19 protein-coding genes and 3 other annotated features are annotated in these 18,814 nt (G+C 37.5%); of the genes, 6 read left to right on the top strand and 13 right to left on the bottom strand.

Annotation, left to right across the window (positions count from 1 at the left end):
* Positions 1 to 198: 198 nt before the first annotated feature.
* The 5 genes from BAQ46_RS13355 to BAQ46_RS13335 all read right to left on the bottom strand — a co-directional run bounded on the left by BAQ46_RS13355 (position 199) and on the right by BAQ46_RS13335 (position 6,989).
* On the bottom strand, positions 199 to 333 hold the full coding sequence (locus BAQ46_RS13355; protein WP_000039589.1) for a YuzL family protein: 135 nt from the start codon (positions 331 to 333) through the stop codon (positions 199 to 201).
* 92 nt (positions 334 to 425) lie between these two features.
* Positions 426 to 1,817, bottom strand: a complete 1,392-nt coding sequence (gene asnS / locus BAQ46_RS13350; RefSeq protein WP_000432166.1) for an asparagine--tRNA ligase — start codon at positions 1,815 to 1,817, stop codon at positions 426 to 428.
* A gap of 52 nt (positions 1,818 to 1,869) precedes the next feature.
* Positions 1,870 to 2,121: a binding site (T-box leader), on the bottom strand.
* Positions 2,122 to 2,397: 276 nt separating this feature from the next.
* On the bottom strand, positions 2,398 to 4,818 hold the full coding sequence (gene pheT / locus BAQ46_RS13345) for a phenylalanine--tRNA ligase subunit beta (RefSeq protein WP_071742020.1): 2,421 nt from the start codon (positions 4,816 to 4,818) through the stop codon (positions 2,398 to 2,400).
* A gap of 18 nt (positions 4,819 to 4,836) precedes the next feature.
* Complete coding sequence (pheS, locus tag BAQ46_RS13340) at positions 4,837 to 5,871, bottom strand: phenylalanine--tRNA ligase subunit alpha (protein ID WP_000388219.1); 1,035 nt, start codon at positions 5,869 to 5,871, stop codon at positions 4,837 to 4,839.
* A gap of 43 nt (positions 5,872 to 5,914) precedes the next feature.
* Positions 5,915 to 6,143 (bottom strand) — a binding site (T-box leader).
* 48 nt (positions 6,144 to 6,191) lie between these two features.
* Positions 6,192 to 6,989: a TrmH family RNA methyltransferase gene (locus BAQ46_RS13335; RefSeq protein WP_001993769.1), complete on the bottom strand. Its 798-nt coding sequence runs from the start codon at positions 6,987 to 6,989 to the stop codon at positions 6,192 to 6,194.
* A gap of 82 nt (positions 6,990 to 7,071) precedes the next feature.
* Between BAQ46_RS13335 and sspI the strand changes: the two genes are divergently transcribed.
* The 5 genes from sspI (at position 7,072) to BAQ46_RS13310 (ending at position 9,760) form a co-directional block, all read left to right on the top strand.
* The gene (gene sspI / locus BAQ46_RS13330; RefSeq protein WP_000009513.1) at positions 7,072 to 7,281 is read left to right on the top strand and encodes a small acid-soluble spore protein SspI; all 210 of its coding nucleotides are present in this window, start codon (positions 7,072 to 7,074) and stop codon (positions 7,279 to 7,281) included.
* A 161-nt stretch (positions 7,282 to 7,442) separates the two neighbouring features.
* Positions 7,443 to 8,000: an HD domain-containing protein gene (locus tag BAQ46_RS13325; protein ID WP_000554792.1), complete on the top strand. Its 558-nt coding sequence runs from the start codon at positions 7,443 to 7,445 to the stop codon at positions 7,998 to 8,000.
* A 139-nt stretch (positions 8,001 to 8,139) separates the two neighbouring features.
* On the top strand, positions 8,140 to 8,853 hold the full coding sequence (locus tag BAQ46_RS13320; protein WP_001182127.1) for a CPBP family intramembrane glutamic endopeptidase: 714 nt from the start codon (positions 8,140 to 8,142) through the stop codon (positions 8,851 to 8,853).
* Positions 8,854 to 8,994: 141 nt separating this feature from the next.
* A complete protein-coding gene (locus BAQ46_RS13315) occupies positions 8,995 to 9,366 on the top strand; it encodes a hypothetical protein (RefSeq protein WP_000950045.1) in 372 nt (123 codons plus the stop codon).
* Positions 9,367 to 9,403: 37 nt separating this feature from the next.
* Positions 9,404 to 9,760 (top strand): hypothetical protein, encoded by a 357-nt coding sequence (locus BAQ46_RS13310; protein ID WP_000467061.1) that lies wholly within the window; start codon positions 9,404 to 9,406, stop codon positions 9,758 to 9,760.
* A gap of 22 nt (positions 9,761 to 9,782) precedes the next feature.
* Here BAQ46_RS13310 and BAQ46_RS13305 read toward each other — a convergent pair whose 3' ends face one another.
* Positions 9,783 to 11,582 (bottom strand): DHA2 family efflux MFS transporter permease subunit, encoded by a 1,800-nt coding sequence (locus BAQ46_RS13305; protein WP_000095286.1) that lies wholly within the window; start codon positions 11,580 to 11,582, stop codon positions 9,783 to 9,785.
* Between the two features lie 12 nt (positions 11,583 to 11,594).
* Positions 11,595 to 12,248 (bottom strand): HlyD family secretion protein, encoded by a 654-nt coding sequence (locus BAQ46_RS13300; RefSeq protein ID WP_001071404.1) that lies wholly within the window; start codon positions 12,246 to 12,248, stop codon positions 11,595 to 11,597.
* Positions 12,249 to 12,545: 297 nt separating this feature from the next.
* On the opposite strand from BAQ46_RS13300, the gene BAQ46_RS13295 reads away from it, so the two are divergent.
* Positions 12,546 to 13,163, top strand: coding sequence for a TetR/AcrR family transcriptional regulator (locus BAQ46_RS13295; protein WP_000023670.1), 618 nt, complete (start codon positions 12,546 to 12,548; stop codon positions 13,161 to 13,163).
* A 40-nt stretch (positions 13,164 to 13,203) separates the two neighbouring features.
* Here the strand turns inward: BAQ46_RS13295 and BAQ46_RS13290 are convergent, their stop codons facing one another.
* The 6 genes from BAQ46_RS13290 to thrS form a co-directional block, all read right to left on the bottom strand.
* Entirely contained in the window at positions 13,204 to 14,289 is a 1,086-nt protein-coding gene (locus tag BAQ46_RS13290; protein WP_000163564.1) for a M42 family metallopeptidase, read from the bottom strand.
* A gap of 69 nt (positions 14,290 to 14,358) precedes the next feature.
* Entirely contained in the window at positions 14,359 to 14,850 is a 492-nt protein-coding gene (locus BAQ46_RS13285; RefSeq protein WP_000365050.1) for a dUTP diphosphatase, read from the bottom strand.
* A gap of 472 nt (positions 14,851 to 15,322) precedes the next feature.
* On the bottom strand, positions 15,323 to 15,679 hold the full coding sequence (gene rplT / locus BAQ46_RS13280) for a 50S ribosomal protein L20 (protein WP_001138362.1): 357 nt from the start codon (positions 15,677 to 15,679) through the stop codon (positions 15,323 to 15,325).
* Positions 15,680 to 15,716: 37 nt separating this feature from the next.
* Positions 15,717 to 15,917 (bottom strand): 50S ribosomal protein L35, encoded by a 201-nt coding sequence (gene rpmI / locus BAQ46_RS13275; protein WP_001125945.1) that lies wholly within the window; start codon positions 15,915 to 15,917, stop codon positions 15,717 to 15,719.
* Between the two features lie 21 nt (positions 15,918 to 15,938).
* Positions 15,939 to 16,442 carry a translation initiation factor IF-3 gene (infC, locus tag BAQ46_RS13270; RefSeq protein WP_000973214.1) on the bottom strand — a complete coding sequence of 168 codons (504 nt, stop codon included), beginning with the start codon at positions 16,440 to 16,442 and terminating at the stop codon, positions 15,939 to 15,941.
* Between the two features lie 62 nt (positions 16,443 to 16,504).
* Positions 16,505 to 16,625: a sequence feature (ribosomal protein L20 leader region), on the bottom strand.
* Positions 16,626 to 16,835: 210 nt separating this feature from the next.
* Positions 16,836 to 18,773 (bottom strand): threonine--tRNA ligase, encoded by a 1,938-nt coding sequence (gene thrS, locus BAQ46_RS13265; RefSeq protein WP_000786083.1) that lies wholly within the window; start codon positions 18,771 to 18,773, stop codon positions 16,836 to 16,838.
* Positions 18,774 to 18,814: the final 41 nt, after the last annotated feature.

Raw genomic sequence — 18,814 nt, 5'->3', positions numbered from 1 at the left:
GTTCATCTCCCACTGATTATTAGTTGAACCAATCGGGCTTTTACGGGCAGTTGATCCCCCACCTAACTTCTTCGTGTTCGCTGAATTTTGAGATGGGGGTCTTACTGCCCGTTAATGCGGGATAACATTACAAAAGAGATTCATGATAAAAAGATGTAACACATAAAAAGGAGAGTCGCCAAGACTCTCCTTTTTATGTTAGCTTTGTTTCTGCTTCTTATTAGATGAAGATACTTTATGAGAACCTGTTTCATGCGTCGTCGTTCCTTGTCCTTCTACTTCTGGAGAACCGAGGCCCGATCTTGAATGATCTTTTTTCACTTTTTTACTCATTTATATTCACCCCTTCGCGTTACTTTTTGCTACGAGGCAGTAAACTATACAAAATAAAAAGCGAGAGGAAATCCTCTCGCTTTTTTCATATTTTAGAATTCAGAAGAACCTGGAGTTCTTGGGAATGGAATTACGTCACGGATGTTAGCCATGCCAGTGATGTACATTAGGAAGCGCTCGAAACCTAGACCGAATCCAGCGTGTTTTGTACCGCCGTATTTTCTAAGTTCTAAGTACCACCAGTAGTCCTCTTCTTTCATGCCTAATTCTTTAATTCTGTCTACTAAAACGTCCATTCTTTCTTCACGTTGACTTCCGCCGATTAATTCACCGATGCCAGGAACTAGAAGGTCAGTAGCAGCTACTGTTTTACCGTCGTCATTTAAGCGCATGTAGAATGCTTTAATGTCTTTCGGATAGTCCGTTACGAATACAGGGCGTTTAAAGATTTCTTCTGATAAGTATCTTTCATGCTCTGTTTGTAAGTCAATACCCCATTCTACTGGGTATTTGAAGTCAGCACCTGATTCTTGAAGTACTTTAATTGCTTCTGTATAAGTGATGCGACCGAAGTCAGAGTTAATTACGTTGTTCATGCGCTCTAAAACTGTTTTATCAACGAAGCTGTTGAAGAATTCCATTTCTTCTGGTGCATGCTCTAATACGTATTTCATTGCATATTTCAGCATATCTTCTGTAAGGTTCATTACGTCACCTAGTTCAGCGAATGCAATCTCAGGCTCAACCATCCAGAACTCAGCAGCGTGGCGAGTTGTGTTTGAGTTTTCTGCACGGAATGTAGGTCCGAATGTGTATACATCACGGAATGCTAATGCATAAGCTTCAGCGTTCAGCTGTCCACTTACTGTTAAGTTTGTTTCTTTGCCGAAGAAGTCTTTTGATTCATCAACTTGTCCGTCTTCGCCTTTTGGTACGTTGTTTAAATCTTGCGTTGTTACACGGAACATTTCGCCCGCACCTTCTGTATCACTACCAGTAATGATTGGTGTGTGAACATGTACGAATCCACGCTCTTGGAAGAATTGGTGAATCGCAAATGCTGCGATAGAACGTACGCGGAACGTTGCAGAGAATGCATTTGTTCTTGGACGTAAGTGAGCAATTGTACGTAAGTATTCAAACGTATGACGTTTCTTTTGAAGTGGGTAATCAGAATCTGATAAGCCCTCAATATCAATTTTTTCTGCTTTAATTTCAAATGGTTGTTTCGCTCCAGGCGTTACAATTACTTTACCTTCTACTTTAACTGAAGAGCTAAGTGGAAGCTTTGCAATTTCTTTAAAGTTATCTAATTCTGTATCGAAAACGATTTGAACGCTTTTGAAGAAGCTACCGTCGTTTAATTCGATGAAGCCAAATGCTTTTGAATCACGTAAGTTACGAATCCACCCTGATACTTGTACTGTTTGACCTGCGTATTTATCTGTATCTCTATACAGACTTTTTACTAATGTGTTTTCCATAGTGAAATTCTCCTTTGCTGATATATTTAAATACAAAAAAACCTTTCATCCATAAAGGGACGAAAGGTTAAACTTCGCGGTACCACCCAATTTGTCATAAAGACCAACTTTAACTCGTATGTAATACATACTTCCCGGTTTGTAACAGGCCGGATTCCCGTCTAAGTCTACTCTTGAATACAAGATTCAATTTCGGTTAGCAACTCCAAGGTGTTCTTCACATATACCGCCTCATCAGGCTCTCACCGTCCCTGACTCGCTTTGGATTATAGTATATACTACTTTTCCTTATCATCGTCTTTCATTTTGTTAAACTAAAATTAATGTACTACATTCGAGAGAAAGATGCAAGATGTCGGAAAATATATTAGCGATTTTTGTAATATATCGATCGTAACTCCAAATATATCAGCGATTTTTATAATATATCGATCGTAACTCCAAATATATCGGCGATTTTTGTAATATATCGACCGTAACTCCAAATATATCGGCGATTTTTGTAATATATCGACTTACCGACATTTTCCGACAACCAATCCACTAAAAAAATTGCCGGAATAGATCCGGCAATTTCTTATTATTTACGTAACTCCGCACCAAATTTCTCTTCTACCGCTGTTAACACGCGGTTATGTGCTTCTGTTACTTCTTCGTCTGTTAACGTACGCTCTGCATCGAAGTAGTTCATAGAGAATGCAAGTGATTTCTTGCCTTCTTCCATTTTTTCACCTTCGTATAAGTCAAATAGTGTTACGTCTTTCAGAAGTTCTCCACCAGCTTCAGCAATAACTTGCTTCATTTCGCCAGCTTTTGTTTCTTTCGTTACGACAACAGCCATGTCACGTGTCATAGATGGGAAACGTGGAATTGCTGAGTAGTAAGTTTCTTCAGCGTCTGCACCGAATACTTTTACAAGAGATAGTTCGAATACGAATGTATTTTTCACATCTAATTGTTTTTCTGCTTCTGGGTGCAATTGACCGATGAAACCAATTACTTCGCCTTCTAATACGATGTCAGCTGTACGACCTGGGTGCATACCTTCACGTTTTGCTGGTGCATATGTGATTTGGTTTGAAACGCCAAGTACGTCAAATAGACCTTCTAGTACACCTTTCACAACGAAGAAGTCTACTACTTTTTTCTCACCTTGCCATGCATGGTGAAGAGCAAGACCTGTCATAACACCCGCAAGATGTTGTTCTTCTTTCGGAAGTTCTCCTTCTTCTGTCGGTAAGAAGATAGAACCTACTTCGTATAAAGCAACGCTATCGTTTTTACGAGCGACATTGTATGAAACTGCTTCTAACAATTGTGGCACTAAGCTTAAACGAAGTTGGCTGCGTTCTTCACTCATTGGAAGTGCAAGAGCTACAGGCGCTTTTTCGTTTGGCTCCACCATATATTGTTTCGCTTTGTCAGCGCTTGTTAATGAATACGTAATTGCTTCATATAAACCAGCACCTTCTAAGAAGCGACGTACTTTACGACGTTTCGTTTGCGCTGCTGTTAATTTACCACGAGTCATTGTTCCAGAAGGTAATGTAACTGGAATGTGGTCATAACCGTATAGACGGCCCACTTCTTCTACTAAGTCTTCTGAAATTGTAATATCAGGACGACGTGCTGGTACATTCACGTGGAATGTTCCTTCTACTTCTGTGAATGGGAATTTCAAGTTTGTGAATATTGTACCCATTTCACTCGCAGAAATATTTGTGCCTAATACTCGGTTTACTTTTTCAGCAGTAACAGATACTGTACGCTCCTGTACTTGTAAGTTATCAACTTCTACGACACCTTCAAGCGCTTCTCCGCCAGCATATTTCGCCATTAAAGCGGCTGCGTGTTGAATTGCTTCAAATGTACGTGTTGGATCGATTCCTTTTTCGAAACGTGCACTTGATTCACTGCGAAGACCTAAGTCTTTTGATGTACGACGTACTGTTTGACCTGAAAAGTATGCAGACTCAATTAGAACGTTTACTGTCTCATTTGTAACTTCTGAATCCGCTCCGCCCATTACACCAGCAACAGCTAACGCTTTTGTGCCGTTTGTAATAACAAGGTGGTGGCTTTGTAACGTACGTTCTTGATCATCTAACGTTTCAATTTTTTCGCCTTCTTTTGCAAGACGAACAACGATTTCTTTTGAACCTAATTTATCGTAATCGAATGCATGTAACGGTTGACCGTATTCCATTAGAATGTAGTTTGTAATATCAACTACGTTGCTAATCGGACGAATGCCAGCTGCCATAAGGCGAGTTTGCATCCACATTGGTGATGGACCAATTTTTACGTTCTTCACCATTTTTGCAATGTATAATGGATTTTCTTCTTTCGCTTCTACACTTACAGAAATGTAATCGGCAGTTTTTTCTGCTGTTTCTTGTAAGTCGATAGCTGGAAGTTTTACTTCACGGCCGTAAATAGCAGCTACTTCATATGCAACACCTAACATGTTTAAGCAATCTGCACGGTTTGGTGTTAAACCAAGCTCAAGTACTTCATCATGTAAGTTTAAAATTTCAAGTGCATCTGCACCAACTTCAGCGTCACTTGGGAAGATGAAGATACCATCTGCGTATTCTTTTGAAACTAACTTTCCATCAATGCCAAGCTCTTGAAGAGCACAAACCATACCGTGAGAAGCTTCACCACGTAGTTTTGCTTTTTTAATTTTGAAATTACCAGGAAGTACAGCGCCAACTTTTGCAACTGGTACTTTTAAACCTTTTGCAATGTTAGCAGCACCACAAATAATTTGAACTGGTTCTTCTTCACCAATATCGATTAAGCATTTGCTTAACTTATCAGCTTCTGGGTGTTTTTCACATTCTAATACGTGACCAACTACAACACCTTTTACACCTTTATTTAATACTTCAACACCTTCTACTTCAATACCACTTTTCGTGATTTTGTCTGCTAGTTCTTGTGCCGTTACATCTTTAATATCTACATACTCTTGTAACCAACGATATGATACGAACATACTTATCCTCTCCTTCCCTTACGCTCGTTTGAATTGTTGTAAGAAACGTACATCATTTGTATAGAAATGACGAATGTCATCTACGCCGTATTTCAACATTGCGATACGCTCTGCGCCCATACCGAATGCGAAACCTTGATATTCTTTCGAATCATAACCAGCCATTTCAAGTACGTTCGGGTGAACCATACCTGCGCCTAAAATTTCAATCCAACCAGTTCCTTTACAAGTGCCGCAACCTTTGCCATGACACATCATACAAGAAATGTCCATCTCTACAGATGGCTCTGTGAATGGGAAGAAACTTGGACGAAGACGGATTTCACGATCTTCACCGAACATCTTTTTCACGAATACTTGCAGTGTACCTTTTAAGTCACTCATGCGAATGTTTTTATCAATTACAAGACCTTCAATTTGCATGAACTGGTGTGAATGCGTCGCATCATCGTCATCACGGCGATACACTTTACCAGGACAAATAATTTTAATTGGGCCTTTTTCTTTATTATTTTCCATCGTACGTGCTTGCACAGAAGATGTATGTGTACGTAGTAACGTTTCTTCTGTAATGTAGAATGTATCTTGCATATCACGCGCTGGGTGATCTTTCGGTAAGTTTAATGCTTCGAAGTTGTAGTAGTCTTTTTCTACTTCTGTTCCTTCCGCTACTTCATAACCCATACCGATGAATACATCTTCAATTTGTTCAACAACAGCTGTTAACGGATGGTGACAACCTGTTTCAACAGGACGACCTGGCAATGTAACATCAATTGTTTCAGTTGCTAATTTCGCTTCAATTACTGCTTTTTCTAAGTTGCTGATTTTGTCGTCTAGACGCGTTTGAATCGCTTCACGTACTTCATTTACTAATGCTCCCATACGTGGACGCTCTTCTGCTGATAATTTTCCCATGCCGCGTAATACTTCTGTAATTGGACCTTTTTTTCCTAAATACGCTACGCGTACGTCGTTTAAGCCTTTTAGCTCTTTCGCTTCTTCAATAAGCTCTAACGCTTTTTGCTTTAGCTCTTTTAAACGTGCTTCCATTTGGAACCCTCCTAATTTTAAAAATAAAAAAACCTCGCTCCCAAAAAGGGACGAGGTAAATTCGCGGTACCACCCTAAATTGACAGAACATGTCTGCCCACTCATTAGTTATAACGATCAATTCTGACCGGAACGCCTTTACATATACATGGTCCTGGCGTCAACTCCAGAGGTGAATTCACTTCCGTCTACCATAAGAATGCTTTCAGTCTACGGCATTCTCTCCCTATATGGCGATTTTGTAAGCTACTCTTCTCTATCAACGTTTTTCGTTATTTAACTTTTAATATAATGTACTTCAACTTATTATAAGAAGTTTTTTATTTGTTCGCAACCGGGCTTTGCAAATAATACGTTAAAATCCCTGCTGCAACTGCAACATTTAATGATTCTGCCCCGCCGTAAATCGGAATATACAAGTTTCGATCCGTTTTTGCAAGAATTTCTTGGCGTACGCCGTTTCCTTCATTTCCTACAATTAATGCAAAGCTACCAGCTGGTGTTACTTCCCCGTACGGAACTCCATTTTCAAGAGCTGTTCCATATACAGGAACGTTATTTTCTTTTAGCTTGTCTACCCATTCTTCTAAGTTCCCTTTTACAATTGGTAAGTGAAAAATAGAACCTTGTGTAGAACGGAGTACTTTACTATTATAAACATCAACACAACCTTCTCCAAGCACAACGGCATGAATACCAGCTGCATCAGCTGTACGAATAATTGTCCCTAAGTTACCTGGGTCTTGCAGGCCATCTAATAAAAGAAACTTCCCATCAGCAAGAGCTACTTCCTTCTCATGCTTTTCACAAACAGCAAATACACCTTGCGTCGTTTCTGTTTCACGAAGTACTTTTACGATTGCTTCCGGTACGATATACATTTCTACATCATTAACTGTCCAATCTTTCGGAAGGTCTGTCTGATCTGAAACGATAAGTTCTGTTACAACTCCTGCTTTTAAAGCTTCCTCCACTAAATGGAATCCTTCTACAAAAAATAAACCTTTTTTATCGCGCTCTTTCTTCGTTTGCAGCTTTTTCCACTGCTTCACACGCGGATTTTGTACTGAATCAATGTTTTTCATAATATGTATTTCCCTCTCTTCTTGTCTTATCATTATAGCCTATTTTTCATACATATTTACATAAAAAAGAACAAAAACTAACGTCAGTTTCAATTCTGAAGAAGAGGTGAAAACAATGAGTTTTAATTTACGCGGTGCTGTATTAGCAAATGTATCTGGTAATACACAAGATCAATTACAAGAAACAATTGTCGATGCAATTCAAAGCGGTGAAGAGAAAATGCTTCCAGGTCTTGGTGTCTTATTTGAAGTCATTTGGAAAAACGCTGATGAAAATGAAAAGCATGAAATGTTAGAAACACTAGAGCAAGGATTAAAAAAATAAGCAATTTAAAAATCACCTTTGCATAAGCTAAGGTGATTTTTTTCTTCTCCTAAACATTTCTACTTTACTAACGCTACTCGATGGAGTACAATGTTCAAAATACATTTAAACCGATCGATTTTTCTTCATATACACCATTAGATAAAAGGAGTGAATGTTTTATGCACCGTATTACGCTTGAACAAATTTTTAAACACCACATTACACAAAAATACGTAAATCGTTCTGGGATGGTCCACGCGATCGCTGTCGCTTACCATGCGTTTCACTTAGCTAAAAAGCATCACGCCTCAGTCGATGCTGCGACAAAAGCCGGTTTCCTTCATGATATCGGACATCATACGTGGTACACAGGCGGCGAATGGGACTATGATTTATATAAAAAGAATGATATACACGCAATTAAAGGAGCAGAAAGAGCTCATAAATTGCTTATTAGATTAGGAGAACACCCTAAACTAGCAAAAGAAATTTCTATCGCAATTCTTCTTCATACAGATTCTTTCTTAGTACAGCAAGAAATCGAAAGAACATCTCTGCAAAACATTATTAAATGGGCAGACGAAGCAGATGAAGAACCAGGCGGAGCGCATCATTATCGAACAATTTCTTATGAAAAAGCACTAAAAGCAATTCAACAGTTAGACCGATTGGTAGAGCGTGAATTACAAATAGAGCAATCGAAATCAAACAACAAAACAGAACATAGTTATCAATGAGAAAGAGGCATCACTATAGGGTGATACCTCTTTTATTATTTTATGGAAAATACACCTTTATATGTAATATTTAAATATTACACCCGAAAACAATATGCTTTATAATTAAATATACAAATATAAAGAGGTGATTTTACAAATGCAACCCGCTACACAACTTTCTAATGAACAGAAATACTCTATGTCATGGTTACAATTTATTAGCTCCGTTTTATTCGCTTTTTTCGGAACCGGACTTATTACTGTGTTCCTCGCAATGCCATTAACAATTTATACAGCTGGTCTCACAAATAAAAAACAAATTGCCCTGTACGAATCTATTGCCAATACCGCAAGTACCGTATTACAACTAGCCGTACTGTTATTCTTCATTTTTAAATTCGAACCCGCAAAAAAATTACTACTAAAATCTTTTAACTTTAAAGCACTGAAAGAATGGCGCACATACGTATATTTACTTCTTTTCTTCGTTATAAACATCGTACTCAATTACATACTGTTAAATTATGTGTTCCAAAATGCAACGAAGCAGCAATCTTCCGCACTAAGCTTAGACGTCTTTAAGCAATATCAAATATTATTGCTTCTCAGCTTCGCCATACTCACACCCATTTTTGAAGAACTTATTTTCCGTGGTTTTATACTTCGCTTCTTCTCAGAACGCTTTCCATTTTGGATCGCAGCCATCGTAACAAGTTTCTTCTTCGGTATCGCTCATACATACTCACTTGGGGTTATGGTAATTACTTTCTTCATGGGATTATTAATGGCTATTTTATGTAAAAAAACAAAATCCATTATTCCAGCTATGTTATTTCATATTATGAATAATATGTTGGCGTTCTTGAGTTAAAAAGAGGTATCATCGCGATACCTCTTTTATTAATTCGTATGACCACTACTCATTTCTATCAAATTATACATATTCATTAATAATATCCAAAATAAACCTCATGTAGTAAAATATAACTGATTACACAGAAGGAGATTATATATGTTGAGCTTACTTTGGGTTATTTATATGCCACTTCTTGTTTTATGCGGATTTTTTGGTGGTATTTTTTTAATTGTTACTAGCGTGAAACACCGTAAATTATTTGTCGGTTTAATGGGGCTACTTAGCTTTTCCTTTGTCACACTACCTTTTGTTTTTTGGGGCATGGGAATGGAGGGCAATACAATCCTTCCTATTTCAACTACTTTATATTGGATACTGTTTTCTTTAACTGGATTATTAGCTGGAGTAAGTGGATTACAAGCAAAAATTAAAAGTATCCGTAATATGGGATTCATTATTTTTATCGCTGGTATATTAGGGGTTATCTTCTGGTTACTCATGACTGTGGGTGATTCATACTATATATAATATTTTTTGAAACTCACAAATCGGAGGTAGTACAGAAGTGTTCGGAATATTAACTTGGATGATTTTAGCTCTTACTTTGATGTTATGCCAATTCATCGTCGGTATTTTTTTAATTATTGGTGGCATGAAACATCGGAAATCACTTACCACTATAGCTGGTTTCATTAGCATATTCCTTATCGTTGTTCCTATCATTTGTATAGGTTCTGGAATAGATTTAGAGGGGATGGTTCCAATTTCGGGAACTTTATATTGGTGCTTCTTCTCTTTAGCTGGACTATTAGCTATTATAAGCGGAAGACAAATATCGAGTATTCGTTCTATGGGGACGATTTTGTTTATAGCAGGGCTTTGCTCCGTAACTGGTTATCATCTTTTATATGTAACTGCATAAAAAGCACAAAAAAGCAGGGAAATTAATTCCCTGCTTTTCTATTTGGTTTATTGCCTGATGGTAAGAAGAACGATAACACCCAAGCAATCCCTGCGAGTATCGTTGCAATTAAGAAGGCATCGTTAATACCGTTAATTGCAGATAACTTTGAAATTTGTCCGAATAATAGTTGCGTGCTCATCGCATCTCCTGCTTGTGCTGATCCAGCAATCGCTGCTAAGCTTTGCCCCATGCCGTGTACTTTATCAACTAAAATTGGGTTTGACGTTGTTAACATATTTCCATAATCTGCTACGTGCGCAGTCGTTTGTTGCGTCATAAGCGTGATTAATATCGCTGTTCCAATTGAACCAGCTACTTGCCTTGACGTATTTTGCGTTGCTGTACCGTGAGAAATTAATTTCATCGGTAGCGCGTTCATACCAGCTGTCATAATTGGCATCATAATGAATGACATACCAATTGAGCGTATAATATAATCCGTCATAATAACGCTATACGGTGTATCCATCGATAATTTTGTAAATTCATATGTCGCATACGTCGTAATTGCCAATCCAATTATCGCTAATGGACGAATGCCATATTTATCGAATAATTTACCCGCTACTGGTCCCATGATCCCCATAATTAATGATCCTGGAAGAAGTAGTAAACCAGATTCAATTGGCGTAAAGCCACGAATGTTTTGCAGATATACCGGAAGTAATAACATACCTCCGAATAATGCCATCGTAACGATTGCGTTAATTACTAAAGTGAAAGTAAATACTGGATATTTAAATACTTGTAAATCAAGCATTTTATTGTCCGTTGTTAACTCTCTCCAAATAAATAACGCTAAACCAATTACACCGATAATAAGTGAAATAACAACTTCTGCACTAGTCCAACTATTATTTCCAGCTTCACTAAATCCGTACAATAAGCTTCCTAGTCCAATACTTGAACTAACAACACCAAATATATCTAATTTTGTTTTAGACACTGGCTGCGCTAGTGTAAAGAATTTTAAAGATAGGAACGTAATAATTAAACCGATAATAAACATCGCATAGAACATTAAGTTCCAGCTGTAATTTTCAATTACCCAACCTGTTACAGTTGGTCCGATAGCTGGTGCTAAAATCATTGCTACACCTAGTAATCCCATTGCAGCTCCGCGCTTATGAGGCGGGAATAATGTCATGAAGATATTCATACCAACCGGCATTAAAATACCCGCACCAACCGCTTGAATAACGCGGCCCGTCATCATCATTGTAAAGTTTCCTGAAGTAGCACAAATGATAGATCCTACCGTAAAGAATAACATTGCTGCTACGAATAATTTACGATACGTAAATCGTGAAACTAAAAAGGCACTAATCGGTACTAAAATACCATTTACAAGCATGAAGCCTGTAATTAACCATTGTGCTGTTGAAGTTGATACGTTAAATTCATTCATTAACGGAGGCAATGCAACGTTAATGATTGTTTGGTTTAAAATAGAAACGAACATGCCGAGAATTAATACAGCTACCACTGCTTTTACGTTCACATTCTCTACAGGCATAGACATTTGTTTTTTCGGCACTTCTTTTTCTTGTTTTACTTCTTCTTGCTTTCCTGTTTCCAACTCAACTACATTAGAAATTTCCGGTTCTTGCTTTCGTTCAATGTCTTTCTCTTCTGTTTCAACTTTACTTACTTCTATTTTACTTACGGCTGGGACTTGTTCTTCTCCCATTTTCGTTTTTTTCTTTCGTAAAAGACGATTTACAAGGAAGAAGACGATTATACAAAATAGTGCATATCCTGCAATTACAATTGAGGACATCTCATCTCCCCCTTACTTATGAATACGAACTGTCACATTCATGCCAGGAACAATATTTACTGATTTGCTATGATCTAAAGAAATTTTAACTGGTACTACTTGTGTTACTTTCGTATAGTTCGCTGTTGCGTTGCTTGATGGTAACATAGAGAATGTGTTCGCTGTTGTTAAGCCAACTTGTTCTACTTTTCCTGTTAACGTTGTATCTGGGTATGCATCTACATACACATCTACATCTTGACCTTTTTGAACATCATCAACATCTGTTTCTTCAATATTTGCTGTTACCCATAAATTGTTCATATCAAATGCATAAGCGATTGGGCTACCTGCTCCAACGAAAGCATTTGTTGTTGCGTTTGATTGTACAACTGTTGCATTTTGTGGAATTGTTACATCTACTGTTTGTTCTCCATTCGCTGCCGCTACAGTGACAGCACCTAATTTATCATTCTCGTTGTAGTTCTTACCTACTTCAGCTTTCCAGTCAGTTAATTTCCCTGCTACTGGTGATGCAATCGGAATTACCTTTCCATCAATTTTTGCATTGTCTGTTTTTAAGTAATTTTCCGCTTGATTGTAATAGTAATAACCGCCAATACCGCCACCAACTAGTACAATTAATGTGATAATGTTGATAATCACCATTCTTCGAAACTGATTCATTGCATTCCTCTCCTTATATCGCATATAATTTTTTTCTAGACTATTTACGTCCTTATTGTTTAGATTGTTTAATTGTTAATTATATTAACTTTTAAACAAAAAAATCACACCATCTGCGGTGTAAATCGAAATTTATCTACCTGCAAGCGGTGCTGATTTCTGAAGGACTATCGTTTATAATTATAAATAATTATTTCAAATCTACAACCGACAATTTACGTATGAAATGTCGCTTAAACAACAATATAATACCAATATGTTGTTTAAATACAGAAAATTAAACGAGGGGAAATAAAAATGTCTATTAAAAATACAAATGATCCACGTGTAAAACGGACGAGACAACTCATACAGGATGCTTTTGTCGCTTTAGTAGGCGAAAAAGGGTTTGAAAATGTAACTGTTCAACATATTGCAGAACGTGCTCCTGTAAATCGCGCTACGTTTTATAGCCATTACCACGATAAATATGACTTACTAGACAAAAGCATTGAAGAAATGTTAGAGAAGCTAACAGAAGTTATTAAACCGAAAAATAGAAATAAAGAAGATTTTCAACTTACATTTGATTCACCACATCCAAATTTCTTGTCTTTATTTGAACATATCGCAGAAAATGCGAACTTCTATAACGTCATGCTTGGTGATAAAGCTGCCGGAAACTTTACGTATAAAATGATGAAAGCCATTCAAACACATTTAACATTAAGCCTCTCTATTGCACAGCCTAACGATGAAAAACTAATGGTTCCACGTGACATTCTCCTTAGTTATGTTACTGGTGCCCATCTCGGCATGATTATGTCATGGCTAAAAAAAGGGATGATATATACCCCGCATTTTATGGCCATGCAATTAACTCGTTTAATCATTTTAGGGGCTCATACTGCCGCAGGATTAGAACGACCTTTTTAAAACACAAAAAAGCGAAGGAGAGGCTCCTTCGCTTTTTCTATTAATTAAATGTAATGTTATGTACAGCCTCTTTATCAAGACGTTTAATAACTTCTACAATTAACTTCACTGCATTTTCATAATCATCACGGTGTAACATTGCCGCATGAGAATGAATGTAACGGGTTGCAATCGTAATTGCCATAGACGGAATACCATTTACAGCAATATGAATTGCACCTGCATCCGTTCCACCGCCCGCTACTGAATCATATTGGTATGGAATTTGTAATTCATCAGCAACATCAACTACAAAGTCACGTAAACCTGTATGGCCAATAACAGAAGCATCATATAAAATGATCTGTGGTCCATCACCCATTTTACTTTGCGCTTCTTTTGACGTTACACCCGGTGTGTCACCAGCAATACCAACATCTACCGCGAACGCGATATCTGGTTTAATATAGTTTGCAGATGTTTTTGCACCACGAAGACCGACTTCTTCTTGTACAGTCCCTACGCCATATACAACGTTTGGATGCTTTTCATCTTTTAATTGTTTTAATACGTCAATTGCAATTGCACAACCAATTCGGTTATCCCATGCTTTTGCAAGTAACATTTTTTCGTTCTTCATCACTTGGAATTCAAAGTAAGGTACAACTTGATCTCCTGGTCGTACGCCCCACTCCATTGCTTCTTCTTGGCTAGAAGCACCAATATCGATGAACATGTCTTTAATGTCAACTGGCTTTTTACGCGCTTCTGGAGGTAAGATATGCGGTGGTTTTGAACCGATAACACCTGTTACATCTCCTTTACGCGTTACAATTGTTACGCGCTGTGCAAGCATAACTTGTGACCACCAGCCACCAACTGTTTGGAAACGAAGGAAACCTTTGTCATCAATTTGCGTAATCATAAAGCCAACTTCATCTAAATGACCTGCAACCATAATTTTCGGGCCGTTTTCTTCCCCTACTTTTTTCGCAACTAAACTTCCTAAATTATCAGTAGAAAGTTCGTCCGCAAACGGCTCAATATATTTCTTCATTACTTCGCGTGGTTCACGCTCGTTACCCGCAATACCACGTGCATCTGTTAATTCTTTTAGCATTGTCAATGTCTCGTCTAATTTTGTCATTGCCAACACCCTCCTTTTTCTTCAGTCACTTCATTATACAAAAGGAAATTGAAATATTCAAAAATTAACTTAGTATCCTTGTGTTTGACGCTGATGATTTACTTCGTTTTTATCTAAATATGCCTTTTCAATCTCTTCTTGTTCAAACTCAAGTGCTTGTCCAAGTCGAAGGTAGCTTGTAAATAATTCAATATAGTTCGTAATAGATGGTTGATCTGTAAAACGAATCACCTTCGCATACGTGTCTAAGAAAATTTCTACTTGTGTTTTATTCGTCTGTGCACACTTATAGAATAAGAAGTTTTTATCAATACCTAAATCAATTCCGATTGATAAAATAAAATGTAAGCCATCTACGTATTCTTCTAGTATGACTTCACGTTCTGATGCTGGTTTGTTGCTCCAATATTTAAAACAACGTGTTTCATTTGCAAGTTCTCCAATTTCTACAAGAAGAGCTAACATTTTCTCTTTTAACAATTTTTTCGGTTGTAAGTCATGTTCTTTCGCAATACGGTCATCTAATTCTTTTTGTAATTTAAATAGTTGTAGTAAGTCCACTCTATTGTCCTCCTCCAACATCGCATTTTACGCAACAATGTTGTTTCATCTCAAAGTTCATTATTATTTTTCGTTTCTTATTAATAAGTCAGCCATTTACCTCTTTACACAAAATAGCTTGTCCTTAATTTACAAATACGTTTCAATCATCACGATTAGATTGTTCACTCCGATTGGTGATAGTTAATAATTATCCAGGAATTGCCCACTATTAAAAATATTATTTTATCTGATGAAAGTTCCATATCATCTTTCCATTATAGCAGTGTCGTTTGAGGTAGGAAAGATACTCTTCTTTCCAGAGGATGATAATTAAAAGAAGCCAGGAGGATTCTCCTGACTTCATATGCATATTCTTCTATATTGCTATAACTTTTATATTGATTTTGTCATATCGATAACGACACACTTCTCTTTGCATACAAATAAAAAAACCTTAGAAGAAAAATCTTCTAAGGTTTCAACTAATTAATTAGTTAATGTTGTTTTTTGCAACTGTTGCTAATTCAGCGAAAGCTTTTTCGTCATGAACAGCTAAGTCAGCAAGCATCTTGCGGTTAACTTCGATGCCAGCATTTTTAAGACCGTGCATTAAGCGGCTGTAAGAAAGACCATTCATACGAGCTGCTGCGTTGATACGTGTAATCCATAATTTACGGAAGTCACGTTTCTTTTGACGGCGGTCACGGAATGCATACATTAGAGATTTCATAACCTGTTGGTTAGCAACCTTGAATAATGTATTTTTTGAACCGTAGTAACCTTTTGCTAATTTAATTACTTTTTTACGACGTTGACGAGTAACTGTACCACCTTTTACTCTTGGCATAATATTACCTCCTAATTGTTCTATATATCAGCCGAACTTATTTTAAGTTGTCAAGCATTTGACGAATGCGTTTGAAGTCACCAGCGCTTACTACACCAGCTTTACGTAGTTTACGTTTAGCTTTTGTAGATTTGTTAGCGAATAAATGGCTTGTGTAAGCGTGAGAACGTTTCAGTTTACCTGATCCAGTCTTTTTGAAACGCTTTGCAGCGCCGCGATGAGTTTTTTGTTTAGGCATAGGTATTTCCTCCTCTATCTATTACTTATCGTTTTTCGGTGCTAAAACTAAGAACATACTGCGTCCTTCCATTTTAGGCTTAGATTCGATTGTACTAACTTCAGCACAAGCTTCTGAGAAGCGATCTAAAACACGTTGACCGATTTCTTTATGAGTAATGGCACGTCCTTTAAAGCGAATTGACGCTTTAACCTTGTCGCCTTTCTCTAAAAACTTGATAGCATTACGAAGTTTTGTGTTAAAGTCGTGTTCATCAATTGTTGGACTTAAACGAACTTCTTTCATGCTAATTACTTTTTGATTTTTGCGCTGTTCTTTTTCTTTCTTCTGTTGCTCAAAGCGGAATTTACCGTAGTCCATAATGCGGCATACTGGCGGTTTCGCATTTGGAGCAACTAATACTAAATCAAGATTAAGATTTGCAGCTAAGTCTAAAGCGTCATTACGAGACTTGATTCCAAGTTGATCGCCATTTGCACCAACTAAACGTACTTCACGTGCACGAATTTGCTCGTTAATCATCATATCCTTGCTAATAGTAAGCCACCTCCAAGGTTTTCTCAGAACATAGTTTGTAGTCATAGAACCCGACAAAAAAAGTGCGGGCATACGACACCCACACTTGTAAAATCTTAAGTAAGAAATACATTTACCTGTAAACTGCGAATGCGTCCATCAGGTGAGAAGCGGGTGCTTCTACTTGTTCCACAAAACAATATTCTATTATCCTTGATGAGTTTATCATAGGACATGACGTCTGTCAAGAAGACGCAATGTGTTTTACTAACAACAAGAAATATTGTAACAAACAACTAACATACTTGCAATACTTTTTTACGATAAGTGTTACATGGTTTTTTTTTCTAATTTCCCTTACTCATATTACATAGAAAAGCCGCGGTATACCGCGGCTTTTTCTTATCGTTTTCCTTCTACTTTAATCATATCAACAAAAGCATCTAATGCGATTGTTTCTGATTTTTGTTCACCGTATTTACGTACGTTTACGCCGTTTTCAGTTACTTCATTGTCACCTACTACAAGCATGTACGGAATTTTTTGCATTTGTGCTTCACGGATTTTGTAACCAATTTTCTCTTCACGAGTATCTAATTCAACACGGATACCAGCACGGCGTAATTCGTCTTGTACTTTCTTCGCATAGTCTAAATGTACTTGCGGAGAAACTGGAATTACTTGTACTTGAACTGGAGCTAACCAAGTTGGGAATGCACCTTTGTATTCTTCAATTAAGAAGGCTACGAAACGTTCCATAGTAGATACAACACCACGGTGAATTACAACTGGACGGTGTTGTTTACCGTCTTCACCAACGTAAGATAGTTCAAAGCGTTCTGGAAGTAAGAAGTCTAATTGTACAGTTGAAAGTGTTTCGTCTTTTCCAAGAGCAGTACGAACTTGAACGTCAAGTTTTGGACCGTAGAATGCCGCTTCACCTTCAGCTTCATAGTAATCAAGACCCATTTCATCCATAGCTTCTTTTAACATACCTTGTGCTTTTTCCCACATCTCATCATCAGCATAGTACTTTTTAGTATCTGCTGGGTCGCGATAAGATAGACGGAATGAGTAGTTCTCTAAACCGAAATCTTTGTACACTTCTAGAGTTAAGTTTACAACACGTTTTAATTCTTCTTTAATTTGATCTGGGCGTACGAAAATGTGAGCATCGTTTAAAGTCATTCCGCGTACACGTTGTAATCCAGATAACGCACCTGACATTTCGTAGCGGTGCATTGTTCCAAGTTCCGCAATACGGATTGGTAATTCACGGTAGCTGTGAATATCGTTTTTATAAACCATCATGTGGTGAGGGCAGTTCATCGGACGAAGAACTAACTCTTCATTATCCATTTCCATTGATGGGAACATACCATCACGGTAGTGGTTCCAGTGACCCGAAGTTTCATAAAGCTCTCTGCTTCCTAGTACTGGAGTGTATACGTGATCATAGCCTAAGCTTGCTTCTTTATCAACGATGTAACGCTCGATAATGCGGCGGATTGTTGCACCCTTTGGTAACCAAAGTGGTAAACCTTGTCCTACTTTTTGGCTATTAGTAAATAGTTTTAATTCTTTACCTAATTTACGGTGATCGCGCTCTTTCGCTTCTTCAAGCATACGTAAATGCTCATCTAATTCTGCTTTCTTAACGAATGCAGTACCGTAAATACGTTGTAACATTTTATTATTGCTATCGCCGCGCCAGTAAGCACCCGCAACGCTTAATAATTTAAATACTTTAATTTTCCCTGTAGATGGAAGGTGGACACCACGGCAAAGGTCGAAGAATTCGCCTTGCTCATAGATTGAAATAACTGCATCTTCTGGAAGATCGTTAATTAAATCTAATTTTAACTCATCGCCGATTTCTTCAAAACGACGAATTGCTTCTGCACGTGGTACTTCATGACGAACGATTTCTAAGTTCTCGTTCACAATTTTTTGCATTTCTTTTTCGATTTTCTTGAAGTCTTCAACTGTAATTGCTTCTTCCATATCAATATCGTAGTAGAAGCCATTTTCAATTACTGGACCAATGCCAAGCTCAACCTTAACATCTTTATATAAACGTTTTAACGCTTGCGCTAAAAGGTGAGCTGTTGAGTGGCGTAAAATATATAAGCCATCTTCAGAATCTAATGTAATGATAGAAACTGCACCATCTTCTTCGATTGGTGTAACAAGATCAATCATCTCATCATTTAATTTTCCAGCCACAGCTTTTTTCTTTAAGCCTGGGCTAATAGAAGCTGCGATTTCTTCAGTTGTTACGCCTTTTGGAAACTCCTTCACAGCTCCATCAGGGAAAGTAATTTTAACTACATCTGCCATCACTGGTCACTCCTCTTTTTCTCAAAATAAAAAACACTCAT

Source organism: Bacillus paranthracis (assembly GCF_001883995.1).
Taxonomy (GTDB): domain Bacteria; phylum Bacillota; class Bacilli; order Bacillales; family Bacillaceae_G; genus Bacillus_A; species Bacillus_A paranthracis.
This window is presented reverse-complemented; position numbering and strand designations above follow the sequence as displayed.

What these genes read in the sequence shown, in the direction of transcription:
- thrS (WP_000786083.1), bottom strand. Translation starts at nt 18,773, where the DNA reads ATGGCAGATGTAGTTAAAATTACTTTCCCTGATGGAGCTGTGAAGGAG.
- BAQ46_RS13300 (WP_001071404.1), bottom strand. Translation starts at nt 12,248, where the DNA reads ATGAATCAGTTTCGAAGAATGGTGATTATCAACATTATCACATTAATT.
- rpmI (WP_001125945.1), bottom strand. Translation starts at nt 15,917, where the DNA reads ATGCCTAAACAAAAAACTCATCGCGGCGCTGCAAAGCGTTTCAAAAAG.
- sspI (WP_000009513.1), top strand. Translation starts at nt 7,072, where the DNA reads ATGAGTTTTAATTTACGCGGTGCTGTATTAGCAAATGTATCTGGTAAT.
- infC (WP_000973214.1), bottom strand. Translation starts at nt 16,442, where the DNA reads ATGATGATTAACGAGCAAATTCGTGCACGTGAAGTACGTTTAGTTGGT.
- BAQ46_RS13335 (WP_001993769.1), bottom strand. Translation starts at nt 6,989, where the DNA reads ATGATAAGACAAGAAGAGAGGGAAATACATATTATGAAAAACATTGAT.
- BAQ46_RS13315 (WP_000950045.1), top strand. Translation starts at nt 8,995, where the DNA reads ATGTTGAGCTTACTTTGGGTTATTTATATGCCACTTCTTGTTTTATGC.
- BAQ46_RS13295 (WP_000023670.1), top strand. Translation starts at nt 12,546, where the DNA reads ATGTCTATTAAAAATACAAATGATCCACGTGTAAAACGGACGAGACAA.
- BAQ46_RS13355 (WP_000039589.1), bottom strand. Translation starts at nt 333, where the DNA reads ATGAGTAAAAAAGTGAAAAAAGATCATTCAAGATCGGGCCTCGGTTCT.
- asnS (WP_000432166.1), bottom strand. Translation starts at nt 1,817, where the DNA reads ATGGAAAACACATTAGTAAAAAGTCTGTATAGAGATACAGATAAATAC.
- BAQ46_RS13305 (WP_000095286.1), bottom strand. Translation starts at nt 11,582, where the DNA reads ATGTCCTCAATTGTAATTGCAGGATATGCACTATTTTGTATAATCGTC.
- BAQ46_RS13320 (WP_001182127.1), top strand. Translation starts at nt 8,140, where the DNA reads ATGCAACCCGCTACACAACTTTCTAATGAACAGAAATACTCTATGTCA.
- rplT (WP_001138362.1), bottom strand. Translation starts at nt 15,679, where the DNA reads ATGCCAAGAGTAAAAGGTGGTACAGTTACTCGTCAACGTCGTAAAAAA.
- BAQ46_RS13325 (WP_000554792.1), top strand. Translation starts at nt 7,443, where the DNA reads ATGCACCGTATTACGCTTGAACAAATTTTTAAACACCACATTACACAA.
- pheS (WP_000388219.1), bottom strand. Translation starts at nt 5,871, where the DNA reads ATGGAAGCACGTTTAAAAGAGCTAAAGCAAAAAGCGTTAGAGCTTATT.
- BAQ46_RS13290 (WP_000163564.1), bottom strand. Translation starts at nt 14,289, where the DNA reads ATGACAAAATTAGACGAGACATTGACAATGCTAAAAGAATTAACAGAT.
- pheT (WP_071742020.1), bottom strand. Translation starts at nt 4,818, where the DNA reads ATGTTCGTATCATATCGTTGGTTACAAGAGTATGTAGATATTAAAGAT.